Origin of the sequence: Sphingomonas sp. NCPPB 2930 (genome assembly GCF_042867205.1) — a bacterium.
Classification (GTDB): domain Bacteria; phylum Pseudomonadota; class Alphaproteobacteria; order Sphingomonadales; family Sphingomonadaceae; genus Sphingomonas.
Map to the genome: position 1 here is coordinate 1 of NZ_JBHZQU010000026.1, position 20802 is coordinate 20802.

The following is a 20802-nucleotide window of genomic DNA, read 5'->3' on the forward strand; positions in this document are numbered from 1 at the left end:
AGGACTGGCATCGCTAAATGTCGATCGGCCCTAGTCTTAGCCAAAGCTCCGTTCGCACTGAGCGAAGTCGAAGTGCAAGGGAATCGCTCTCCCTTTGCCAATCACCCCCGCCCAGACCGAACGACACCAGGTTCGTCAGCCCGCCGACGCACCACCCTGTTGGGCCAGCACCTCATAGGCCATCACCGCCGTCGCCACCGCCGCGTTCAGGCTGTCGGCCTTGCCCAGCATCGGGATCTTGACCAGCTGGTCGCACGCCGCCGCATAGTCGGCGGGCATCCCCTGCGCCTCGTTGCCGGTCAGCAGGAAGGTCGGCGCGGCATAGCGGGCGGAACGATAGTCCGTATCGGTGTCGAGGCTGAGGCCGACCAGCTGGCCCGGCCCCTGCCGCAGCCAGTCCAGAAAGGGCTGCCACTCGGTCTTCACGATCGGCACGGTGAACAGCGCCCCCATGCTGGCGCGCACCGCCTCGACCGAGAAGGGGTCGACGCATTCGCCGATCAGGATCAACCCGCCCGCGCCCACCGCATCGCCGGTGCGCAGGATCGTCCCCAGATTGCCCGGATCGCGCAGCCGCTCCGCCACCAGCCAGATGCCCGCCGAGGATCGGTCGAGCGCGTTCAGCGTCGTGCCCAGTTCCTCAAAGACGCCGACCACGGCTTGGGGATTGTCCTTGCCCGACAGCTTGGACAGGATGTCCGGCGTCGTCTCGATCGCCTCGCCCTCTGCCCGTTCGACCGCACGGATCAGCTCGCGGACCAGCGGATGGTCGGCCGAGGGGCGGGCATAGAATAGGAGGGTCGGCACCCGCCCGGTCTCGCGCGCTTCGGTCAGGATGCGCAGGCCCTCGGCGAGGAACTGGCGCGCCTGTTTGCGGTGGCGCTTGTCGCGCAGGTCGCGGACCCACTTGATCAGCGGGTTGGAATAAGCGGTAATTTCACGGGGCATCAGTCTTCGCCGAACTTCGCTTCCACCAGCGCGGCCAGCGCCTCGACCGTCTCGCCCGCGCCGTCGCCGGTCGCGCTGATCGTGATCGTGTCGCCCATCGCGGCGCCCAGCATCATCAGGCCCATGATCGAGGTGCCCGTCACCATGCTGCCGTCCTTGCCCACGCGCACCTCGCAGGGCTGGGTCGAGGCGAGGGTGACGAACTTGGCGCTGGCGCGGGCGTGAAGGCCACGCCGGTTGGTGATGAGGACGGTGCGGCTCTGCTCGGTCATGCGGCGGCCTCGCCCAGCACCTCGGAGGCGACCGAGATATATTTGCGTCCCGCCTCGCGCGCGGCGGCGACGGCGTCGACGACCTGCATCGCCTTGCGCGCCGACCCCAGGCGAATCAGCATGGGCAGGTTCATGCCCGCGATCACCTCGACCCGGCCGCGCTCCATCAGCGAGATGGCGAGGTTGGAGGGGGTGCCGCCGAACAGGTCGGTCAGCACGATCACGCCGCGCCCGGCATCGACGGTGGCGATCGCCGCAGCGATATCCGCGCGGCGCTCCTCCATATCGTCCTCGGGGCCGATCGCGATGGTCGCGATCCGCTCCTGGGGGCCGACCACATGCACCATCGCGGTCACGAACTCATCGGCGAGCCGCCCGTGCGTCACCAGAACCAGACCGATCATGTCAGACACGCATATCCATCATTTCTTGGCCGGCCCGGCTTCCAGAGAGTCTTTCGGCACGGCACGCAAATCACGATGCACCACCGTGGGCGAAAAACCGCTTTTGCGCAACCGTTCCGCGATCCGCTCGGCGACATGGACCGACCGATGCCGCCCGCCGGTACAGCCGATCGCGACGGTGATATAGGATTTGCCGCTGGCGATGTAACGCGGCACCAGCGTGTCGAGCAGCCCCTCGATCTGGCCGAGCGATGCCTCATAGGCGGGGTCGTGGCGGATATAGTCGATTACCGGCTGGTCCAGCCCGGTGCCCGGACGAAGCTCGGCCGACCAGTGCGGATTGCGCAGGAAGCGCATGTCGAAGACCAGATCGGCGTTGCGCGGCAACCCCCTGGAAAAGCCGAAGGACATGACGGTCATCACCGGCTCGCTCAGCCCCTCGACCGCATAATTGGCGCGCAGCCACTGGCCCAGGTCGTTGCTGGTCATGTTGGTCGTGTCGAGCAGGCGGTCGGCCATGTCGCGCAGCGGCGCGAGCAGGGCGCGTTCGTGCGCGATGCCGTCATCGGCCGCCCGGTCCATGGCCAGCGGATGGCGATGCCGGGTCTCGGCATAGCGGCGCTTCAGCTCGGCCCCGCCACAGTTCAGGAACAGCGTCTCGATCGCGATGCTGGGGCTTTCGTTCAGCCGCGCCACGCGCTGCGAGATCTTGTGCGGATCGAAATCGCGCGTCCGGACCCCCAGGCTGATGGCGAGCGGGCGTTTCTTGCCCTCCATGCCGGCGGGGGGCGGCGCCTCCAGCAGACTGTCGAGCAGGAAGAGGGGGAGGTTGTCCACCACTTCCCAGCCCAGATCCTCCAGCGTTTTCAACGTGGTCGACGTACCGGCACCGGACATGCCGGTGACCAGCAGAATGCGTTTGCGGTCCATCACAAGCGCTCCTTGATGTGCGTAACGAGAAGTTCGACCTTGATCGGCGCCGAGGCGGGGCGGGGATCGAGGCGAAACACGGGCAGGGAAACGCCCGCGATCGGGCTCCGGGCCCATTCGGGCATGCGGTCCTCCTCGCCCAGATCGATGACCAGCCCGACCATCGCCTCGGGCCGATGCGGCATGGGGCACAGGCCGACGCCCCTGACCTCGATCAGACCGGCGATCGGCTCGGGCACGCGGACCTGCAACTGGCCGTTCGTGCCGCGGGCCTGGACGTAATCGTCACCGATCAGCGTCGCGCCGCGATCGATCAGTCGCAGCGCCAGGTCGGACTTGCCCGCGCCCGATGGCCCGCGCAGCAGCACGCCCATGCCCTTCACGACGACACAGGTCGCGTGGATCAGCTCGACGCGATCATCACCCAGGGTCATGACACGGGCGCCAGCGGCAGTCGGACGACGAAACGCGCGCCGCTCATTCGGTCCTCCCGCGATTCGGCATGGATGCGCCCCTGATGCGCCTCGACGATGGTGCGCGCAATGGCGAGGCCCAGGCCCGAATGACGGCCGAAATCCTCGGCGGCGGGGCGGATCGAGTGGAAGCGGCGGAAGATCGCCTCGCGCGCCTCCTCGGGGACGCCGGGGCCCTCGTCCTCGACGCGGACGATCAGGTCATTATGGTCGTGCGCCAGGCTGATCGCCACCACCCCCTGATCGGGTGAGAAGGACAGCGCATTGGCGACCAGATTCTCGAACACCCGTTCCAGCCGCGCGCCTTCGCCCAGGACGATCGCCGGGCGCGGGTCGGGCGAGTCGAAGCGCAGGCGGATGCCGCGCTCCACCCCGCGCGCCTCGCGCTGTTCGATTAGCCTGCCGATCAGCGCGTGGAGGTCGACCGGATCGAACTTCGCGCGGCTCAACTGCGCATCCAGCCGCGAGGCGTCGGAAATGTCAGTGATCAGCCGGTCGAGCCGACGGACATCGTCGCGGACGATCGCCAGCAGCTGCGCCTGGAGCGCGGGGTCACGGACCATCTCCAGGCTGTCGACCGCGGAGCGGAGCGAGGCGAGGGGGTTCTTCAATTCGTGCGTGACATCGGCGGCAAAGGCCTCGGTCGCGTCGATCCGCGCGCGCAGCGCCAGGCTCATGTCCGACAGCGCGCGGGCCAGCATCCCCAGTTCGTCGCGACGATCGGGCAGGCGCGGCACCACCACTTCGCGCGCGCGGCCCAGCCGGACGCGGACCGCCGCGCGCGCCAGCCGCCGGAGCGGCCGGACGATGGTGCGCGCCAGGAACAGCGAAAGCAGGACCGAGATCAGCGCGACGAGCGCCAGCAGGACGCTCAGCCGGAACCGCTCGATCCGGACGGTTTCGGTGATGAAGCGGGCATTCTCGGTCGTCATGATCGCGCCGCCGCCGGGCAGCGGAGCGGCGGCGGTGATGACGGGGGTGCGGTCGGGCGCGCGCCAGACCGAGCCTGACACGCGGGCCTGTCGCGCCGCCACGACATCGGGCCATTCGGCGCCGCCGCGCCGTTCGCGATAGAGCGGCGGCCTTGCGGCACCGACGACGGTGTCGATCCCGGCGTCGAGGAAGCGCGCGATCGCCTGCCCCCAATCCTGCTTGTCGGGGTCGCGCAGGACGAAGTTGCGCACGCCCAGGTCGCGGCTGTCGGCGGTCATCCGCCCCTGCGGATCATAGAGCCGCAACCGCCCGCCGGTGTCTTTGGCGATCCGCATCATCAGCGCATCGCGCTCGCCCGGCCGGACCGAGCTGAGCGCCTCGCCGACCAGCCGCACCTCGCGCAATGCCTGCGCCACCCGGTTGTCGAGCAGCCGGGTGCGATAGGAATCGAGATAGAAGAACCCGCCCGCCAACAGCAGCAGCGCAAAGATGTTGAGCGCCAGGATCCGCTGGGTCAGCGAGATCTGGCCCGACCAGCGCAGGGCCAGGTCGGGGGCTTCACTCCTCGGAGAATCGGTAACCGGCGCCATAAAGCGTCTCTATGGCGTCGAAATCGGGGTCCACCTGGCGGAACTTGCGGCGCAGGCGCTTGATATGGCTGTCGATCGTGCGGTCGTCGACATAGATGTCGTCCTGATAGGCCGCATCCATCAACTGGTTGCGGGTGCGCACGATGCCGGGCCGCTGGGCCAGCGTCTCCAGGATCAGGAATTCGGTCACGGTCAGGGTGACCGGCTCGTCCTTCCACGTCACCTTGTGCCGCGCCGGGTCCATCGCCAGCGCCCCGCGCGTCAGCGGGCCCTGCACCTCGGCGGCGGTCGTGCCCTGCACCTGCCCGGACGCCTCCGACCGGCGCAGGATCGCACGGATGCGCGCGATCAGCAGCCGCTGGGAAAAGGGCTTGGCGATATAATCGTCCGCCCCCATCGCCAGCCCCAGCGCCTCGTCCAGCTCGTCATCCTTGCTGGTCAGGAAGATCACCGGGATCTGGCTCTTCTCGCGCAGCCGCCGCAGCAGCTCCAGCCCGTCCATGCGCGGCATCTTGATGTCGAAGATGGCCAGGTCGGGCGGATTGTCGATCAGCGCCTTCAGCGCGGCTTCGCCATCGGCATAGATGCGCGTGAGGAAACCCTCCGCCTGAAGCGCGATCGACACCGAGGTCAGGATGTTCCGGTCGTCGTCGACCAGCGCGATCGTAGCGGTCATGCGATGGACTTGCCCTGGAACGAGGCTTGCGATCGGTCGGCCATGCGCACTCGGTTAGGCCAAAGCGGGACACGGCTCAACCGTCTTTGCGGATTCGTGTGTTTGACGTGTTAAACAAAGCGGCTATGAAAAGGGGGACGCATACATATTCCTATGCGGCGGCAAGAGGTGCCGGAACTTCCGGCACCCGGCATGAGGGAATGAGGAAGCTCTTATGAACGAACGGATTCCGGAGATCGGATTGCAGGCGCAGGGGATCGAAACCCGCGCGACGCTGCATTGGAACCTGGTGACGGCGCGGCTGATCGAAACGGCGGTCGCGCGGGGCGAGGGCAAGCTGTCCGCCGACGGCCCGCTGGTGGTCGAGACGGGCGAGCATACCGGCCGCTCGGCGCAGGACAAGTTCATGGTCCGTGACGACGAGACCCGCGACACCGTCTGGTGGGGCAAGACCAACAAGCCGATGAGCCCCGACGATTTCGCCGCGCTCAAGGCCGATTTCTTCGCCGCGCTGGGCCAGAAGGAAGATCTGTTCGTCCAGGACCTGTATGGCGGATCGCAGCCCGAGCACCGGGTCCGCGTCCGCGTCGTGACCGAGCTGGCCTGGCACAACCTCTTCATCCGCACCATGCTGGTCCGCCCCGAAGAGCATGAGCTGCGCAAGTTCGTCGCCGACTATACGATCATCGATCTGCCCAGCTTCCGCGCCGACCCCGCGCGCCATGGCTGCCGCTCCTCGACCGTCATCGCGGTCAACATGACCGAGAAGCTGATCCTGATCGGCGGCACGCGCTATGCGGGCGAGATGAAGAAGTCGGTCTTCGGCCTCCTTAACTATCTGCTGCCGACGACCGGCGTCATGCCGATGCATTGTTCGGCCAATATGGGCGCGGACGGATCGACGGCGGTGTTCTTCGGCCTGTCGGGCACTGGCAAGACGACGCTGTCGGCCGATGCCAGCCGCACGCTGATCGGCGATGACGAGCATGGCTGGTCCGACACGGCGGTCTTCAATTTCGAGGGCGGCTGCTATGCCAAGATGATCCGCCTCTCGCCCGAGGCTGAGCCCGAGATTTTCGCCACCACGAAGCGGTTCGGGACGGTCCTGGAAAATGTGGTGATGGACCCGGTCACGCGCCAGCTCGACCTGAACGACAACAGCCTGGCCGAGAACAGCCGGGGGGCCTATCCGATCGATTTCATCCCCAATGCGTCGAAGGACAATATGGGGGGCGTGCCGCGCAACATCGTGATGCTGACGGCGGACGCCTATGGCATCCTGCCGCCGATCGCCAAGCTGACGCCCGAACAGGCCATGTATCACTTCCTGTCGGGCTATACTGCGCGTGTCGCGGGGACCGAGATCGGCGTGACCGAGCCCGATGCGACCTTCTCGACCTGCTTCGGCGCGCCCTTCATGCCGCGTCATCCCTCGGTCTATGGCAATCTGCTCAAGGAGCGGATCGCCAAGGGGGGCGTGGATTGCTGGCTGGTCAATACCGGCTGGACCGGCGGCAAATATGGCGTCGGCCACCGCATGCCGATCAAGGCGACCCGCGCGCTGCTTAATGCCGCGCTCGACGGCAGTCTCAACCAGGCCGAGTTCCGGACCGATCCCAATTTCGGTTTCCAGGTGCCGGTCGCAGTGCCCGGCGTCGATCCGGCCATCCTCAACCCGCGCGATACCTGGGCGGACAAGGCGGCCTATGACGCGACGGCGGCCCGGCTGGTCGATCTGTTCAACGAGAATTTCGGCCAGTTCGCGGACCATGTCGACGAAGGCGTCCGGGCGGCGGCGCCCAAGGTGACGGTGGCGGCGTAGCTTTTTGGGTGGGGGAGGGCGCTCGTGGCGGGCGTTCTCCCTTGGCCTTCGACTGCGCTCAGGCTGAACGGGGTTTCGGGATTCCGTAACAACGCCCGTTCAGCCTGAGCGAAGTCGAAGGCCACGCCCCAACGCCCAGCCTCAATCCGCCAAGGGCTCCACCAGCAACACGCCGCCATCGACATGCGCCACGCGCAGCCGCGTCCCCGTCGCGGCATCGGGTCCACGCACCGGCCATTCGCCGTCGCCCAGCCGTGCGCGCCCTTCGCCGCCCGCGATCGGCGTCGTGACCGTCACGACCTGCCCGCGCAGCCGCCGGGCGGGCTCGTTCAGGATCGGCGCATCGCTGTCCACGGGAAAGTCCCGGTACCAGCGCCGCCCGATCACGACGCACACCACGCTCCACACCGCGAAATCGGCGAGTTGCAGCCCGACCGGCAGGTCCGGCAACGCCCAGACGGTCAACGCCGTCACCCCCGCCGCGATGGCGAGGAAGATCAGGAAGACGCCCGGCACGAGCAGCTCGGTGATGCCCAGCACCAACCCCGCCGCCAGCCAGAGCGCGGCGGGGTCCATTTCCCCCAGGTTCACGAACCCGACGGCTCGAACGGCCCCGGCCTGGCGGGCGGGGTGGCGGCGCCCGGCTTGTTGGGGGCCAGCGCTTCCTTCGCCAGCTCGCCGATACCGCCCAGCGTCCCGATCAGCTGGGTCGCCTCGACCGGGAAGAGGATCGTCTTGGCATTGGGGCTGGTCGCGAACTTGCCCACCGCCTCGACATATTTCTGCGCGACGAAATAGTTGATCGCCTGCGTCCCGCCCGCGGCGATCGCGTCGGACACGACTCGCGTCGCCTTGGCCTCGGCCTCTGCGGCGCGCTCGCGGGCTTCGGAGTCGCGGAACGCCGACTCGCGGCGGCCTTCGGCTTCCAGGATGCGCGCCTGCTTCTGGCCCTCGGCGCGCAGGATCTCCGACGCGCGCGACCCTTCCGCCTCCAGGATGTTGGCGCGCTTTTCGCGTTCGGCCTTCATCTGGCGGGCCATGGCGTTGACGATATCGACCGGCGGGCGGATGTCCTTGATCTCGACGCGGGTGATCTTCACCCCCCAGGGCGTGGTCGCATGGTCGACCACATTGAGCAGCCGCGCATTGATCTCGTCGCGCTTGGACAAGGTTTCGTCCAGATCCATCGCGCCCATGACGGTGCGCAAGTTGGTCGTCACCAAGTTCAGCAGCGCGACATACAGGTCCGACACCTCATAGGCGGCCTTGGGTGCATCCAATACCTGGAAGAAGACGACCCCGTCGGTCGAGATCATCGCATTGTCCTTGGTGATGATCTCCTGTCCGGGAATGTCGATCACCTGTTCCATCATGTTCACGCGACGGCCGACGCGATAGAAGAAGGCGGGATAGAAGTTGAAGCCGGGGGCGGCCGTGCCGGTATAGCGGCCGAAATGCTCGATCGTGTACTGATAGCCCTGGCGGACGATCTTGATCGACATCATCAGATACAGAAGCACCAGCAGCACCGCCAGCGCGGCAATGATCACGCCCATCGACAAACTCCCCCAGAGATCGATCCTGACACGTTCTAGCATGGCGGTGCAGCAAGGGCCTAGCGGGAACGGCTCGCTTTGGTTACATGGCCCGCCACTTGTTCCCTTCGCAGGATTTGGCAGCCCCATGGATATCCGCCTCGGCCTCACCTTCGACGACGTGCTCCTCGTTCCGCAGGAGTCCGACGTTCTGCCGAGCAGCGCGGACACGCGCACGCAACTGACCCGCTCGATCGCGCTCAACATCCCCGTCCTGTCGGCGGCGATGGACACCGTGACCGAGGCCGACATGGCGATCGTCATGGCGCAGCTGGGCGGCATGGGCGTTCTGCACCGCAACCTGACGCTCGATCAGCAGGTCGCCGCCGTGCGCCAGGTCAAGCGGTTCGAGAGCGGCATGGTCGTCAACCCGATCACCATCTCGCCGACCGCGACGCTGGCCGAGGCGCAGGCGCTGATGGCGCGGCACCGGATCAGCGGCATTCCCGTCGTCGAATTTGACGGCCGTCTCGTCGGCATCCTGACCAACCGCGACGTGCGCTTCGCCGAAAACCCGCAACAGCCGGTGTCCGAGCTGATGACGCATGAGGATCTGGCGACCGTGAAGGTCGGCGTCGGCCAGGACGAGGCACGCCGCCTGCTCCACGCGCGCCGGATCGAGAAGCTGCTGGTCGTCGACGAAAGCTATCGCTGCGTCGGCCTGATCACCGTCAAGGATATCGAGAAGGCCGTCACCTATCCCTCGGCCACCAAGGACGCCGCCGGTCGCCTGCGCGTCGCCGCCGCCTCCACGGTGGGCGAAAAGGGCTTCGAGCGGACCCGCGCGCTGATCGAGGCGGAGGTCGACTGCGTCATCATCGACACCGCGCACGGCCATAACCGCGACGTGGCGCGGGCGGTCGAGGCGGCCAAGAAGCTGTCCGACACGGTGCAGGTGATCGCGGGCAATGTCGCCACCGCCGCCGCCACCCGCGCGCTGATCGATGCGGGCGCCGATGCGGTGAAGGTCGGCATCGGGCCGGGTTCGATCTGCACCACCCGCGTCGTCGCGGGCGTCGGCGTGCCCCAGTTGACCGCCGTGATGGACTGCGCCGAGGAAGGCTGGAAGTCGGGCGTGCCGGTGATCGCCGATGGCGGCCTGCGCACCTCGGGCGATCTCGCCAAGGCGCTGGCGGCGGGGGCGGGCGCCTGCATGGTCGGCTCGCTGCTCGCGGGCACCGAGGAAGCGCCGGGCGAGACCTTCCTGTACCAGGGCCGCGCCTATAAGTCCTATCGCGGCATGGGCTCGGTCGGCGCGATGGGGCGCGGCTCGGCGGACCGCTATTTCCAGGGCGATATCAAGGACCAGATGAAGCTGGTGCCCGAAGGCATCGAGGGCCAGGTCGCCTATAAGGGCCCGGCGCGCGACGTCATCCACCAGCTGGTCGGCGGCATCAAGGCGGCGATGGGCTATACCGGCTCGGCGACGCTGAAGGACCTGCGCGAGCGGGCGCAGTTCGTCCAGATCACGGGGGCGGGCCTGAAGGAAAGCCATGTCCATGACGTGACGATCACGCGGGAAGCTCCCAATTACCCGACCCGCTGAGCCGAGGGACGCCCGCGCATGACCCCCGGTGCCCGAACCCAGGCGGCGATCGAATTGCTGGACGAGATCGTCGCCGCCGCCGCCAGCGGCGGTGCGGCGGCGGACACGCTGATCGCGCGCTATTTCGCGACGCGTCGCTATGCCGGGTCGAAGGACCGGCGGGCGGTGCGCGAGCTGGTCTATGCCGCGATCCGGCAGGCCGGACCGATGCCGGTTTCGGGCCGGGCCGCGATGCTGGCGGTCGCCGATCGCGATCCGGCGGTGGCGGCGACCTTCGACGGGGCGGGCCATGGCCCCGCGCCGATCGCGCCCGACGAACCGCGCGCCGAGGGCGGAGTGGCGCCGGGCTGGCTGGTCGAGGCGCTGACCGCGTCCGGGCTGGATGCGGCCCGGCAGGCCGCGTTGGTCGACCGCGCGCCGCTCGATCTGCGCGTCAACAGCCTGGCGACGACGCGCGAGGCGGTGCTGGAGCAATGGCCCGAGGGCGCGGCCACGCCGCTCGCCCCGCTGGGCATCCGCCTGCCCAACGGGACGGCGGTGGAGTCGTCCGACCTCTACCGCGCCGGACTGGTCGAGGTGCAGGACGAGGGCAGCCAGCTGGTCGGGGCGGCGCTGAACGCGAAACCCGGCAAATGGCTGGTCGACCTGTGCGCCGGGGCGGGGGGCAAGACGCTCCAGCTGGCCGCCGCCATGGCCAATCAGGGCGCGCTGCTTGCCTGCGACATCGACCGGGCGCGGCTCCAGAAACTGCCGCCGCGCGCCGAGCGGGCGGGGGCGAGCATCATCGAGAGCCGGTTGCTCAATCCGGGGCACGAGGCCGAGATGCTGGCCGACTGGGCGGGCAAGGCCGATGGCGTCCTGATCGATGCGCCCTGTTCGGGCACCGGCACCTGGCGGCGCAATCCCGAAGCGCGCTGGCGGCTGACCCCGGAGCGATTGCAGCGTCTGCGCGCGATGCAGGAACAGGTAATGGCGATCGGCGCGGGGCTGGTGAAGCCGGGCGGGCGGATGGTCTATATCGTCTGCTCGCTGCTGGACGCCGAAGGGACCAACCAGGTCGTCGCCTTCCTCGCGCGGCATCCCGGCTGGGTGGCCGAGCCGATCGAACCCGCGATCGGTACGGGCCATGGGCCGGGCCGTCGCCTCGATCCCGCGACGCACGGCACCGACGGCTTTTTTGTCGCCTGCCTCCGGGCACCATGCTAGCATCCGGCTTCGTGCCCAGTCCGGAGTTCCTCATGCGTTTGACGTCCCTGGCCGCCGCCGCCGCATTGGCGGTGGTCTCGCTTTCCACGTCGCTCAGCGGCCAGCGTCCCGACAGCCAGATCGATGCCCGGTCGCTGCAATTGCTGGAGCAGGGGCGCAGCCTGAAGGCGGCGGGCAATCTCGACGGTGCGACCGACATTCTGGAAACGGCGGTGACGGTCGATCCGCGCAACCGCGCCGCCTTCGTGCTGCTCGCCGAGGTCGCCGATGCGCGCGGCCTGCCGGGCAAGGCGATCCGGCTGTATCGCGAGGCGCTGCTGCTCGACCCGAACGACACGCGCGCGCTGCGCGGTCAGGGTGAGGCCCTGGTGCAGAAGGGCGCGATCGCCCGCGCCAAGGACAATCTCGCCAAGATCAAGACGCTGTGCAAGCAGGATTGCGGCGATGCCACCACTCTCGCCGCGCTGATCGCCAAGGGCCCCCCGGTGACGACCGCGCAGGTCGACAGCAAGACCCCGCCGACGCCTTAACCCGAATTCCTCCCTTACAGGGGAGGATTAGGGGGGAGACATTCACGATTGCGTCTTCTTCTCCTCTCCCCTCTCCCCTCTCCCCTCTCCCCTCTCCCCTCTCCCCTCTGCGAGGGGCGAGGGAAGAACAGGCATGATGAATGTCGATCCAATCTAGTCCTTCATCCCAGCGCGCGGGCCAGGGCGACAAATTCGGCCACGGACAGCGTCTCGGCGCGGCGGGCCGGGTCGATGCCCACCGCCTCCATCGCTTCGGTCGCGCCCGCCACCGGCTTCAGGCTCTGGCGCAGCATCTTGCGACGCTGGCCGAAGGCGGCGGCGGTCAGCCGTTCGAGCGTGCGGAAGCTGACCCCCTCGGGCGCCTCTTTCGGGGTGATGTGGACGACCGCCGACATGACCTTGGGCGGCGGGGTGAAGGCGGATCGATGGACCGGCATCGCGATCCGCGAATCGCTGCGCCACTGGGTCAAGACGGCCAGGCGGCCATAGGCGGACTGGTCGGCACCGGCGACGATCCGCTCGGCCACTTCCTTCTGGAACATCAGCGTGCAGGACTGCCACCAGGGCAACCATGCCCCCGACAGCCAGCCGACCAGCAACGGCGTGCCGACATTATAGGGCAGGTTCGAGACGATGTGCGGCTTGCTCTCGAACAGTTCAGGCGCGTTGATGCGCAGCGCATCGCCCTCGATGACCTTCAGCCGGTCGGGAAAGGCCTCGGACAGTTCGGCGAGCGCGGGGATGCAGCGACGGTCGCGCTCGATCGCGGTGACGCGCGCGCCCGCCATCAGGAGCGCCCTGGTCAGGCCGCCGGGGCCGGGGCCGATCTCCAGCACCTCCTGGTCGGTCAGGTCGCCGGGGATCGCGGCGATCCGCGCGAGCAGCTGGCCGTCGAACAGGAAATTCTGGCCGAGCGACTTGGCGGCGGACAGGCCATGGCGCGCGATGACCTCGCGCAACGGCGGCAGGGGCGTGATCGGGGTCATGCGGTCAGGCCGCGGCCTCGGCCCGGCGTCGGGCCGCATCGCCCGCCATGGCGATCGCGGCGATCATCGCGCCGGGATGCGCCTCATCCTGCCCGGCAATGCCGAAGGCGGTGCCGTGGTCTGGCGAGGTCCGCACGATCGGCAGTCCCAGCGTGATGTTGACCCCCTCGTCGAAATGCAGCGTCTTGAGCGGCACCAGCGCCTGATCGTGATAGCAGCACAGCACCGCATCATAGGCAGTGCGCGCACGGGGGTGGAACAGCGTGTCGGCGGCGAAGGGGCCGGTCGCGTCGATCCCCTCGGCCCGCAGCTGCGCGATGGCCGGTTCGATCAGCTCGATCTCCTCGCGTCCGATCGCGCCGCCTTCGCCCGCATGCGGGTTCAGCCCGGCAAAGGCCAGGCGGGGGGCGGTGATGCCGAAATTACGGCACAGCCCGCGCGCGGTGGCCCGGCCCTTGGCGACGATCAGCTCGACCGACAACAGCCCCGATACCGCCGCGAGCGGCACATGGGTGGTGATCGGCACCACGCGCAGCGACGGCCCTGCCAGCATCATGACGGCATTGGCGCCCGCCACGCCGCAACGCTCGGCGACGAATTCGGTCTGCCCCGGATGGGTGAAGCCTATGTCGTAGAGCTGCGCCTTGCTGACCGGCCCGGTCACCAGCGCGCCGGCGGCATCGGATCGGACGAGGCCGACCGCCAGCTCCAGCGCGTGGAGCGCGCAGCGTGCGCCCTCGACATCCGGGCGGCCGGGGTGGATCTCGCCCGCATCGTCGACCGACAGGATGGGCAGCGCCGTATCGAACGCCGAGACCGCCGCCGCCATGTCGGTGACGCGCAGGGTCGGCCCGTCCCACACCCGCTCGATCGCGCGCGCATCGCCGACCGCGACGAAGGGCGGCAAACCGGCCGCGTCGCGCGCGGCCCAGGCCTTGGCGATGATTTCCGGACCGATACCGGCCGGGTCGCCCATCGAAATCGCCAGAGGCCGGATCATGCCGTCGCTCCCATCACCGATATTCGATCACCGCGTCGCGGCGAAGGTCGCGCATCTTCTGGTTGGCGCGCAGGTTGACGCGCTGCTGCTCCAGCTGGTTCTGCAACTGGTCGTTGGTGGGCAGGTTGCCCGAGCGCGGCTCTTCGCGGTCGCACAGCACCAGCGAGCGGACGCCCTGCTCCGGCGAGCCGAAGGGCGGGGTCGCCTGGCCGATCTGGAGCTTCAGCAGGATTTCCTGGAGCGGCGCGGGCAGCTGGCGGATCGTCACCTGGTCGTTGTCGACCACCTCGGCCTTCAGCTGGGTCGCCACGCGCTGCACGTCGCCGCAGCCGCGGATCGCCTGGGTCGCCTTGGCGAATTCCGCCGCGCGGGCGCTCGCCTGCGCCTGGGTGGTGCCCGCCGGGAACTTGACGGTCAGCTGCTTGAGCGACAATCGCGAATCGCGCGGATCGGCGGTCAGCACCTGCCGCTTGTCGGTCAGATACAGGATCGAGAAGCCGCCGGGGATCTGGATCGGTCCGGCGACCTGGCCGACCTGCATCTGGCCCACCGCCGCCTGGAGCTCGGGCGGAAGCTGCGCAGAACGGACCCAGCCCAGATCGCCGTTCACCGCACGCGTCGACGCCTCGGAGAAGCTGCGCGCGAAATATTCGAAGGGCTGCTGCCCCTTCTGGATCTCGGCGATGATCTGTCGCGCGTTGGCGAACACCTGCTGCGCGGTCGCCTCGTTGGCGGACAGGAAGATTTCCTTGAGGTTATATTCCTCGGTGCCCTTGGCGGCTTCCAGGCGGGCGCGGATCGCGTTCACCTCTTCGTCGCCGACATTGACGGTCGGCTCGACCTTGCGGCGGAGATAGCGGCTCCAGGCCAGCTCGCCCTCGATCTGGCGACGCATCGACTTTTCCGAGGAGCCGACCTGGCGCAGGAACGCGTTCATCTGGCTGGGCGTCTTGCCGAACTGCTGCGAGAAGCGGGCATAGGCCTGGTTGATCTCGTCGGGCGTGACCGTGATGTCGGCGGTCTTCGCCTCCTGGATCTGCAACGTCTCGTCGATCAGCTGGCGCAGGATCTGCATGCGGAGCCGGTCGCGGTCCTCCGCCGACAGGTTGGTGACGTTGTTCAGCGCCAGCGCCAGCGCCATGCGCTGGTCGAGGTCGGTACCGGTCAGCACCGTGTCGTTCACGATCGCGGTCGGCTTGCGGATATTGGGGTCCAGCTTGCCGAACAGCTGAAGATTCGAGGGGATGTTGAGCCCGCCCGTGTCGGGCACGGCCTGATCCGGAACCGTCTGCGCCAGCGCGCCCGCGGCGACGGCGGCGAGCATCAGCGTGCCCCCGATGCGAAGGAAGCGGGCCTTGGAACGAATGTCGTGCTTCACCGTGTCTGTGATCCTCATCGCGCCAGCTCTCGGCGCGTAACCGCGGGGGTATGGGTCAACCATGCTGAATGTCGGCTTAGCGACCGAGATTGGTGAAGGCCAGCGTCAACAGAAAGCTGTTGCCCGCCCGCGCGTCGCCGGTGTTCACATAATCGCGCCGCCAAGTGAAGCCGAGGCGAAGGCAATCATCCTCATATTGCACGCCCAGCCGGTGCCGAATCGGATCGAAGCCATTGGCAACCGACAGAGAATCCTCCGACCGGTCGGTCAGGTCGATGACCGTCGAGCCAAAGGCCGACCAGAAGCGGGCGAACTGCACACGCCCTGCCAGCCGGACTTCCTCGCGGTCCTGCAAATCCTCGATCGAGGGGAAGATATGCCGGTTCAGGCGCAGATAGCCTGCCTGGACATAGGTGGCGCGCGATCCGATCGTCGCGTCCAGCTCGTTGCGGCGCACCGCGAAACTGTCCTTGTCCAGCCGGAACCGGTGGGTCAGCGAGACGAAGTCGCGGAAGCGCAGCTCGGTCCGCCCCACAATGTCCGACCAGCGATCGGACAGGCCGGTGCCCGGATAGAGGATGGTCTGCCGGTCGTTCAGGCGAAAGCTCTGTCCCACCAGCGTGTCGAGGGTGAAGCCGGGCAGGGTGAGCGCCCATTGCGCGCCGTAGGTGATGCGCGTCGAATCTTCGAACCGGTCATAGCCGGGGAAGCGGTTGAGCGCGAAGAGGTTGGAATCCTCCAGATCGACCGCGCGGGCGTCCTCATTAGGGATGCCGAGATTGCGGATCGGCGGGCTGGCGACGATCTGGACGCGCGGGGTGAAGCGCTGGCTGCCGCCCCAGAGCTCGCCGACGAAGGGCCATTTGACATCGACCGCCAGCGCCCCGATCGCGCGCCCCTGGAACCCGTCCAGCCCCTGATAGACCAGCGGCGTGGTCGCGATGTTGCTGGAATTATAGGCGTCGCCGCGCGCATAGGCGGTGAACGTCACCTCCTGGCCCCAGTTGGTCAGGCGGCGCAGGTCCCAGCGCAGGCTGGCAAAGGCGCGCTGCGTGTCCTGGCCCGCCGTCCGGCTGATCGCCAGCGTGTTGAGCTGCATCTCGAACTTGCCGCCCAACAGGCCGTCGTTGAAGCGGCGGCGATAGTCGATCTCGGGCAGGGCGATCGCCTGTTGCCCCTGCGGATCGTTGACGCGCAGCGTCTGGACGTACCAGCCGTTGATCGCGAAATAGCTGTCGGCGTCGATCCGCTCCAGGCTGGCCGTGGTGCGCAGCCGGTCGTCGCGCGAAATGTCGTAACGGCGCAGGAAGGTGCGGTCGGTCGTCACCCGCAGCGAGCCCGACAGGCTCCATTCGGGGGAAAACTGGTATCGGCCGATCCCGTCGAGATAGCCGCGAAACGCCTGGGTCGTGTCGGTCGGGTTCAGGGTGTTCAGGTCGTCGCTGCGGCGGCTGGCGGTGGCATAGCCGGTCAGGCGGAACGCGCCCAGCGTGTTCAGCGCCTCATATTCCGCCTCCATCATCGGCAGCACGGCGGTGAAGACGTGCGGCGTGACGGTCAGCCCCTTGTTGGGCGCCAGCTTCCAGTAATAGGGCGCGGCGATCTCGATCCCGTTGACCCGGTCGAGCCGGATGTCGGGGGTCAGGAAGCCGCTGTCGCCGCCCGACCCCACCGGCGCGGACAGGCGCGGCAGCGGGATGGTGGGCAGGCCGAACAGGTTCAGTCGCGCGCCGTTGAAATAGACGCGCTCGCGGTCCGGGCGATAGGTGACGCGGACCGCCGTGATCTTCCACGACGGCTCCTTGGGACAGCCCTCGGACGTCTCGACCGCGCAGGGCGTATAGGCGGCATGTTCGAGATTGACGGTGCCGTCGGTCTGGCGGGTGCCGCGATCCGCCGCCAGGCGCCCGCCCTGTTCGAGCACGACCAGCATATTGTCGACCACGCCGTCCTTCATCGAGTCGGTCAGCTCGATCTGGTCGCCATAGGCAATGTCGCCTTCGGGGTTGGTGATCGCGATATTGCCGGTGGCCAGCACCTTGCCGGTCTTGCGGTTCCACGTCACCTTGTCGGCGCGCAGGCGTTCGCCGTCGCGGATCATGCGGACATCGCCGGTCGCCGTCACGATATCGGCGTCGATGTCATATTCCAGCTGCGCCGCGCTGAAGCGGACCTGGTTGGAGTCCGCAGGGGCGGGGCCGTCGGCGGGCGGCGGTGCTACGGGGCGGTCTTGCAGATCCTGCGCGGCGGCAGGCGTCGCAGCGAGCGCGGCCAACAGGGCGAGGGGCAGGGTGCTGCCGGTCAGAAGCGTCGATCGCAACACGATGATACCAGGTCCGTCCTTGCCGACATGATGATGAAAGCCTCCCCCCGGCAGGGCGACGCCGCGAATGGCCCGCCTATCGCATCACCGGCCGCCCGCTGCAATCGCGCGCTTGCCACATCGGCTCCAAGGCCTAGATGATAGCCGCTGTTACTTGTTCATCAGGGGTTTCCCATGCAGATCGCGTTTACCTCCGCCGTCGAAACCGGCGATGTCATCGTCCTTCCCGTCGCGAAGGGCAAGGTCGACACGGTGCAATTCGGCGGCGAGGAACAGGGCGCACTGGGCAAGGCGGCCATCGAGGCGGCGCGTTTCAAGGGCGATGCGGGCACGATCGCCGAGTTCTTCGCGACCGTCGACGGCGCGGTGCGCCGGGTCGTCCTGCTCGGCATCGGGGAGGGTTCGGCGGCCGACTGGCGCAAGGCGGGCGGCGCGCTGACCGCCAAGCTGCTGACCTCGGCGTCGTCGGCGTCGGTCGACCTGACCGGGCTGGACGGCCAGCCCGCGGCCGAGGCCGTGGCGGGCTTTGCCGGGGCGGCGGTGCAGCGCGGCTGGCGCTATGACGTGTACCGCACCAAGCTGCCCGAAAGCGCCAAGCCGGTGCTGACCCGCATCGCGATCGTGGGGGCAGGCGCCGAGGCGGAAGCCGCCTATGCGCGCATCCACGCGGTCAATGGCGGGCTGGAGCTGACCCGCACGCTTGTCTCCGAGCCGCCGAACAAGCTCTATCCCGAGAGCTTCGTCGAGCGCGTGCTGCGCGACGTCGAGGGGCTGGGGCTGGAAGTCACCGTGCTGGACGAGGCGCAGATGCGCGACCTGGGCATGGGCGCGCTGCTGGGCGTCAGCCAGGGTTCGGTGCGCGAGGGGCGCCTGCTGGTCCTGAAGTGGAATGGCGGCGCGGCGGATGCCGAGACGCTGGCGCTGGTCGGCAAGGGCGTGACCTTCGACACCGGCGGCATCTCGATCAAGCCCGCCGCGGGCATGGAAGACATGAAGTGGGACATGGGCGGCGCCGGTGCGGTCGCGGGTGCGATGAAGGCGATCGCCGCGCGCAAGGCCAAGGCGAACGTCGTCGGCGTCATGGGCCTGGTCGAGAACATGCCCGACGGCAATGCGCAGCGCCCCGGTGACGTCGTCACGTCGATGTCGGGCCAGACGATCGAGGTCATCAACACCGACGCGGAAGGCCGCCTGGTCCTGTGCGATGCGCTGACCTGGGTCCAGAAGACCCATTCGCCCTCGACCATCGTCGACCTCGCCACGCTGACCGGCGCGATGATCATCAGCCTGGGCCATGAGCATGGCGGCCTGTTCGCCAATGACGATTCGCTGGCCGATGCGCTGCTCGCGGCGAGCAAGACCACCGACGAGAAGCTGTGGCGCTTCCCGCTGTCCGACGCCTATGACAAGCTGATCGACAGCCCGATCGCCGACATGAAGAATGTCGGCCCGCGCGGCGGCGGCTCGATCACGGCGGCGCAGTTCCTGAAGCGCTATATCAACGAGGGCGTCGCCTGGGCGCATCTCGACATCGCCGGCATGGTCTGGTCGGACAAGCCGGGCGTCAACCACGACAAGGGCGCGACCGGATACGGCGTGCGCCTGCTCGACCAGTTCGTCGCGGACCGGTTCGAGGCGTAAGGCACAGGGCGGCGCGATGCAGGTCGACTTCTATCATCTGACCATGGCGCCGCTCGACCGGCTGCTTCCCGTCATCGCCGATCGGGTGATGGCGGGGGGCGGGCGGCTGTTGATCGTCAGCGGCGATCCCGATCAGCGGGCCGCCCTCGATCGGCAGCTGTGGATGGTTCCGGCGGACGGCTTCCTGCCGCATGCCCAGGCGGGGGAGGGCGACGATGCCGCCCAGCCGATCCTGATTTCGGGCGAGGTACAGCCCGCCAATGGCGCACGGCATGTCGCGCTGGCGGACGGCGTGTGGCGCGACGCGGCGCTGGACTTCGACCGCGCCTTCCACTTCTTCGACGGCGACCGGATCGCCGAGGCGCGCGCCGCCTGGCGGGCGCTCGCCGATCGCGAGGGCGTCGAGCGGCGCTATTGGAAGCAGAACGACCAGGGCCGCTGGGAACAGGCGGCGTAACATTCCTCCCCGTCCCGGTGAGGACCAGCTTGTTGCCATAAGACATTGCATTGCCTTCGCGCCGCGACTAGGGCGACGCCACTTCCAGCCAACACCTTAATTCAGGAGCTGCGTGACCATCATGGCCGCGAACCGTACCTTTTCGATCATCAAGCCCGACGCGACCCGCCGCAACCTGACCGGCGCCGTCACCAAGATGCTGGAGGACGCCGGTCTGCGCGTCGTCGCCTCGAAGCGCATCCACATGACCCGCGAGCAGGCCGAGGGCTTCTACGCGGTCCACAAGGAGCGTCCCTTCTTCAACGATCTGGTCGAGTTCATGATCTCGGGCCCGGTCGTCGTGCAGGTGCTCGAGGGCGAGAACGCCATGCAGCGCAACCGCGACATCATGGGCGCGACCAACCCCGCCAATGCCGAGCCGGGCACGATCCGCAAGGAACTGGCCGAGTCGATCGAAGCCAACACCGTCCATGGTTCGGACTCGGACGAGAATGCCGCGATCGAGATCGCGTATTTCTTCAAGCCGGAAGAAATCGTCGGCTGATGGAATGGCGGCTGCGACGGGCCGGGCCGGGCGACGCGCCTGCGCTGTCGCTCGTCGCGGCCGCCACCTTCCTCGAAACCTTTGCCGGGACCATTGCCGGTCCCGACATGGTGTATCACTGCACCACCAACAGCTCGCCCGCCAAGTTCGATCGCTGGATCGCGGACGACGCCTGCGTCGTCACTTTGGCCGAGCATCCCGATGGCGCAGCGCCCGTCGGCTATACGCTTCTCGTCCCGCCCGACCTGCCGGTCGAGACTGACGAGCATGATATCGAACTCCGCCGCATCTATGCGCTGTCGCTGACGCGCGGTTCGGGGCTGGGCCACAGGCTGATGGCCCGCGCGCTGGACGATGCCCGCGCGCTCGGGCGACGCCGGATGCTGCTGGGCGTCCTCGGCATCAACGAAAATGCCCGCGCCTTCTATGAGCGCGAAGGCTTCACGCTGGCAGGCACGCGCCAGTTCCGGGTCGGCGACACCGTCTATGACGATGTCGTCTATGCCCGCCGCCTCTAGGTCGGATCGCCATTCAGCCATGCCTTTCCG

The 20802-nt window shown here is 68.1% G+C and carries 21 protein-coding genes; 8 read left to right on the forward strand and 13 right to left on the reverse strand.

The features are described from left to right. Positions 1 to 135: 135 nt before the first annotated feature. The 7 genes from ACFX59_RS17585 to ACFX59_RS17615 are packed head-to-tail and all read right to left on the reverse strand — an operon-like array spanning position 136 to position 5226. Positions 136 to 948, reverse strand: coding sequence for a TrmH family RNA methyltransferase (locus tag ACFX59_RS17585; protein WP_387434253.1), 813 nt, complete (start codon positions 946 to 948; stop codon positions 136 to 138). Continuing rightward, complete coding sequence (locus ACFX59_RS17590; protein ID WP_387434255.1) at positions 948 to 1220, reverse strand: HPr family phosphocarrier protein; 273 nt, start codon at positions 1218 to 1220, stop codon at positions 948 to 950. The genes ACFX59_RS17585 and ACFX59_RS17590 overlap by 1 nt, the downstream gene beginning before the upstream one ends. Beyond that, positions 1217 to 1624 (reverse strand): PTS sugar transporter subunit IIA, encoded by a 408-nt coding sequence (locus tag ACFX59_RS17595; RefSeq protein ID WP_307104538.1) that lies wholly within the window; start codon positions 1622 to 1624, stop codon positions 1217 to 1219. The genes ACFX59_RS17590 and ACFX59_RS17595 overlap by 4 nt, the downstream gene beginning before the upstream one ends. An 18-nt stretch (positions 1625 to 1642) precedes the next feature. Continuing rightward, positions 1643 to 2554, reverse strand: a complete 912-nt coding sequence (gene rapZ, locus ACFX59_RS17600) for an RNase adapter RapZ (RefSeq protein ID WP_387434258.1) — start codon at positions 2552 to 2554, stop codon at positions 1643 to 1645. After that, positions 2554 to 2988: an HPr kinase/phosphorylase gene (locus tag ACFX59_RS17605; RefSeq protein WP_387434260.1), complete on the reverse strand. Its 435-nt coding sequence runs from the start codon at positions 2986 to 2988 to the stop codon at positions 2554 to 2556. Before ACFX59_RS17605 ends, rapZ begins: the two co-directional genes overlap by 1 nt. Further along, positions 2985 to 4550 (reverse strand): stimulus-sensing domain-containing protein, encoded by a 1566-nt coding sequence (locus ACFX59_RS17610; protein ID WP_387434263.1) that lies wholly within the window; start codon positions 4548 to 4550, stop codon positions 2985 to 2987. The genes ACFX59_RS17605 and ACFX59_RS17610 overlap by 4 nt, the downstream gene beginning before the upstream one ends. Beyond that, on the reverse strand, positions 4519 to 5226 hold the full coding sequence (locus tag ACFX59_RS17615; RefSeq protein WP_307099206.1) for a response regulator transcription factor: 708 nt from the start codon (positions 5224 to 5226) through the stop codon (positions 4519 to 4521). Before ACFX59_RS17615 ends, ACFX59_RS17610 begins: the two co-directional genes overlap by 32 nt. 214 nt (positions 5227 to 5440) lie before the next feature. On the opposite strand from ACFX59_RS17615, the gene ACFX59_RS17620 reads away from it, so the two are divergent. Beyond that, complete coding sequence (locus tag ACFX59_RS17620) at positions 5441 to 7048, forward strand: phosphoenolpyruvate carboxykinase (protein ID WP_309702274.1); 1608 nt, start codon at positions 5441 to 5443, stop codon at positions 7046 to 7048. Positions 7049 to 7189: 141 nt separating this feature from the next. On the opposite strand, the gene ACFX59_RS17625 is transcribed toward ACFX59_RS17620, so the two are convergent. Together ACFX59_RS17625 and ACFX59_RS17630 are read right to left on the reverse strand one after the other, a co-directional pair. Continuing rightward, positions 7190 to 7639, reverse strand: a complete 450-nt coding sequence (locus ACFX59_RS17625) for an NfeD family protein (RefSeq protein ID WP_387434267.1) — start codon at positions 7637 to 7639, stop codon at positions 7190 to 7192. Beyond that, on the reverse strand, positions 7636 to 8604 hold the full coding sequence (locus tag ACFX59_RS17630) for an SPFH domain-containing protein (protein WP_387434270.1): 969 nt from the start codon (positions 8602 to 8604) through the stop codon (positions 7636 to 7638). Before ACFX59_RS17630 ends, ACFX59_RS17625 begins: the two co-directional genes overlap by 4 nt. Positions 8605 to 8731: 127 nt before the next feature. Between ACFX59_RS17630 and guaB the strand changes: the two genes are divergently transcribed. Genes guaB through ACFX59_RS17645 form a run of 3 tightly spaced genes read left to right on the forward strand, consistent with a single transcriptional unit; the run spans position 8732 to position 11925 of the window. Beyond that, positions 8732 to 10189, forward strand: a complete 1458-nt coding sequence (guaB, locus tag ACFX59_RS17635) for an IMP dehydrogenase (protein WP_307099198.1) — start codon at positions 8732 to 8734, stop codon at positions 10187 to 10189. Positions 10190 to 10207: 18 nt separating this feature from the next. Further along, a complete protein-coding gene (locus ACFX59_RS17640; protein WP_387434274.1) occupies positions 10208 to 11395 on the forward strand; it encodes an RsmB/NOP family class I SAM-dependent RNA methyltransferase in 1188 nt (395 codons plus the stop codon). Between the two features lie 32 nt (positions 11396 to 11427). Continuing rightward, the gene (locus ACFX59_RS17645) at positions 11428 to 11925 is read left to right on the forward strand and encodes a tetratricopeptide repeat protein (protein ID WP_309695870.1); all 498 of its coding nucleotides are present in this window, start codon (positions 11428 to 11430) and stop codon (positions 11923 to 11925) included. Between the two features lie 161 nt (positions 11926 to 12086). Here ACFX59_RS17645 and rsmA read toward each other — a convergent pair whose 3' ends face one another. The 4 genes from rsmA to ACFX59_RS17665 are packed head-to-tail and all read right to left on the reverse strand — an operon-like array spanning position 12087 to position 17612. After that, positions 12087 to 12911, reverse strand: a complete 825-nt coding sequence (rsmA, locus tag ACFX59_RS17650; RefSeq protein WP_387434277.1) for a 16S rRNA (adenine(1518)-N(6)/adenine(1519)-N(6))-dimethyltransferase RsmA — start codon at positions 12909 to 12911, stop codon at positions 12087 to 12089. A gap of 4 nt (positions 12912 to 12915) precedes the next feature. Then, complete coding sequence (gene pdxA / locus ACFX59_RS17655) at positions 12916 to 13911, reverse strand: 4-hydroxythreonine-4-phosphate dehydrogenase PdxA (protein ID WP_387434280.1); 996 nt, start codon at positions 13909 to 13911, stop codon at positions 12916 to 12918. Positions 13912 to 13924: 13 nt separating this feature from the next. Beyond that, positions 13925 to 15307 carry a peptidylprolyl isomerase gene (locus ACFX59_RS17660; protein WP_307099168.1) on the reverse strand — a complete coding sequence of 461 codons (1383 nt, stop codon included), beginning with the start codon at positions 15305 to 15307 and terminating at the stop codon, positions 13925 to 13927. A gap of 58 nt (positions 15308 to 15365) precedes the next feature. Beyond that, a complete protein-coding gene (locus ACFX59_RS17665; RefSeq protein WP_387434283.1) occupies positions 15366 to 17612 on the reverse strand; it encodes an LPS-assembly protein LptD in 2247 nt (748 codons plus the stop codon). A gap of 174 nt (positions 17613 to 17786) precedes the next feature. On the opposite strand from ACFX59_RS17665, the gene ACFX59_RS17670 reads away from it, so the two are divergent. The 4 genes from ACFX59_RS17670 to ACFX59_RS17685 all read left to right on the forward strand — a co-directional run bounded on the left by ACFX59_RS17670 (position 17787) and on the right by ACFX59_RS17685 (position 20772). Continuing rightward, positions 17787 to 19253, forward strand: coding sequence for a leucyl aminopeptidase (locus tag ACFX59_RS17670; RefSeq protein WP_307099164.1), 1467 nt, complete (start codon positions 17787 to 17789; stop codon positions 19251 to 19253). 16 nt (positions 19254 to 19269) lie between these two features. Next, positions 19270 to 19710, forward strand: coding sequence for a DNA polymerase III subunit chi (locus ACFX59_RS17675; protein ID WP_387434285.1), 441 nt, complete (start codon positions 19270 to 19272; stop codon positions 19708 to 19710). A 121-nt stretch (positions 19711 to 19831) separates the two neighbouring features. Further along, a complete protein-coding gene (gene ndk, locus ACFX59_RS17680) occupies positions 19832 to 20254 on the forward strand; it encodes a nucleoside-diphosphate kinase (protein ID WP_307099160.1) in 423 nt (140 codons plus the stop codon). Continuing rightward, entirely contained in the window at positions 20254 to 20772 is a 519-nt protein-coding gene (locus ACFX59_RS17685; RefSeq protein ID WP_309702293.1) for a GNAT family N-acetyltransferase, read from the forward strand. Before ndk ends, ACFX59_RS17685 begins: the two co-directional genes overlap by 1 nt. Positions 20773 to 20802: the final 30 nt, after the last annotated feature.

Coding starts and splice junctions, on each gene's coding strand:
- ACFX59_RS17630 (WP_387434270.1), bottom strand. CDS start 8,604: ATGGGCGTGATCATTGCCGCGCTGGCGGTGCTGCTGGTGCTTCTGTAT.
- ACFX59_RS17610 (WP_387434263.1), bottom strand. CDS start 4,550: ATGGCGCCGGTTACCGATTCTCCGAGGAGTGAAGCCCCCGACCTGGCC.
- ACFX59_RS17615 (WP_307099206.1), bottom strand. CDS start 5,226: ATGACCGCTACGATCGCGCTGGTCGACGACGACCGGAACATCCTGACC.
- rsmA (WP_387434277.1), bottom strand. CDS start 12,911: ATGACCCCGATCACGCCCCTGCCGCCGTTGCGCGAGGTCATCGCGCGC.
- pdxA (WP_387434280.1), bottom strand. CDS start 13,911: ATGATCCGGCCTCTGGCGATTTCGATGGGCGACCCGGCCGGTATCGGT.
- ACFX59_RS17645 (WP_309695870.1), top strand. CDS start 11,428: ATGCGTTTGACGTCCCTGGCCGCCGCCGCCGCATTGGCGGTGGTCTCG.
- guaB (WP_307099198.1), top strand. CDS start 8,732: ATGGATATCCGCCTCGGCCTCACCTTCGACGACGTGCTCCTCGTTCCG.
- ACFX59_RS17660 (WP_307099168.1), bottom strand. CDS start 15,307: ATGAGGATCACAGACACGGTGAAGCACGACATTCGTTCCAAGGCCCGC.
- ACFX59_RS17590 (WP_387434255.1), bottom strand. CDS start 1,220: ATGACCGAGCAGAGCCGCACCGTCCTCATCACCAACCGGCGTGGCCTT.
- ACFX59_RS17670 (WP_307099164.1), top strand. CDS start 17,787: ATGCAGATCGCGTTTACCTCCGCCGTCGAAACCGGCGATGTCATCGTC.
- ndk (WP_307099160.1), top strand. CDS start 19,832: ATGGCCGCGAACCGTACCTTTTCGATCATCAAGCCCGACGCGACCCGC.
- ACFX59_RS17620 (WP_309702274.1), top strand. CDS start 5,441: ATGAACGAACGGATTCCGGAGATCGGATTGCAGGCGCAGGGGATCGAA.
- rapZ (WP_387434258.1), bottom strand. CDS start 2,554: ATGGACCGCAAACGCATTCTGCTGGTCACCGGCATGTCCGGTGCCGGT.
- ACFX59_RS17685 (WP_309702293.1), top strand. CDS start 20,254: ATGGAATGGCGGCTGCGACGGGCCGGGCCGGGCGACGCGCCTGCGCTG.
- ACFX59_RS17595 (WP_307104538.1), bottom strand. CDS start 1,624: ATGATCGGTCTGGTTCTGGTGACGCACGGGCGGCTCGCCGATGAGTTC.
- ACFX59_RS17640 (WP_387434274.1), top strand. CDS start 10,208: ATGACCCCCGGTGCCCGAACCCAGGCGGCGATCGAATTGCTGGACGAG.
- ACFX59_RS17585 (WP_387434253.1), bottom strand. CDS start 948: ATGCCCCGTGAAATTACCGCTTATTCCAACCCGCTGATCAAGTGGGTC.
- ACFX59_RS17675 (WP_387434285.1), top strand. CDS start 19,270: ATGCAGGTCGACTTCTATCATCTGACCATGGCGCCGCTCGACCGGCTG.
- ACFX59_RS17605 (WP_387434260.1), bottom strand. CDS start 2,988: ATGACCCTGGGTGATGATCGCGTCGAGCTGATCCACGCGACCTGTGTC.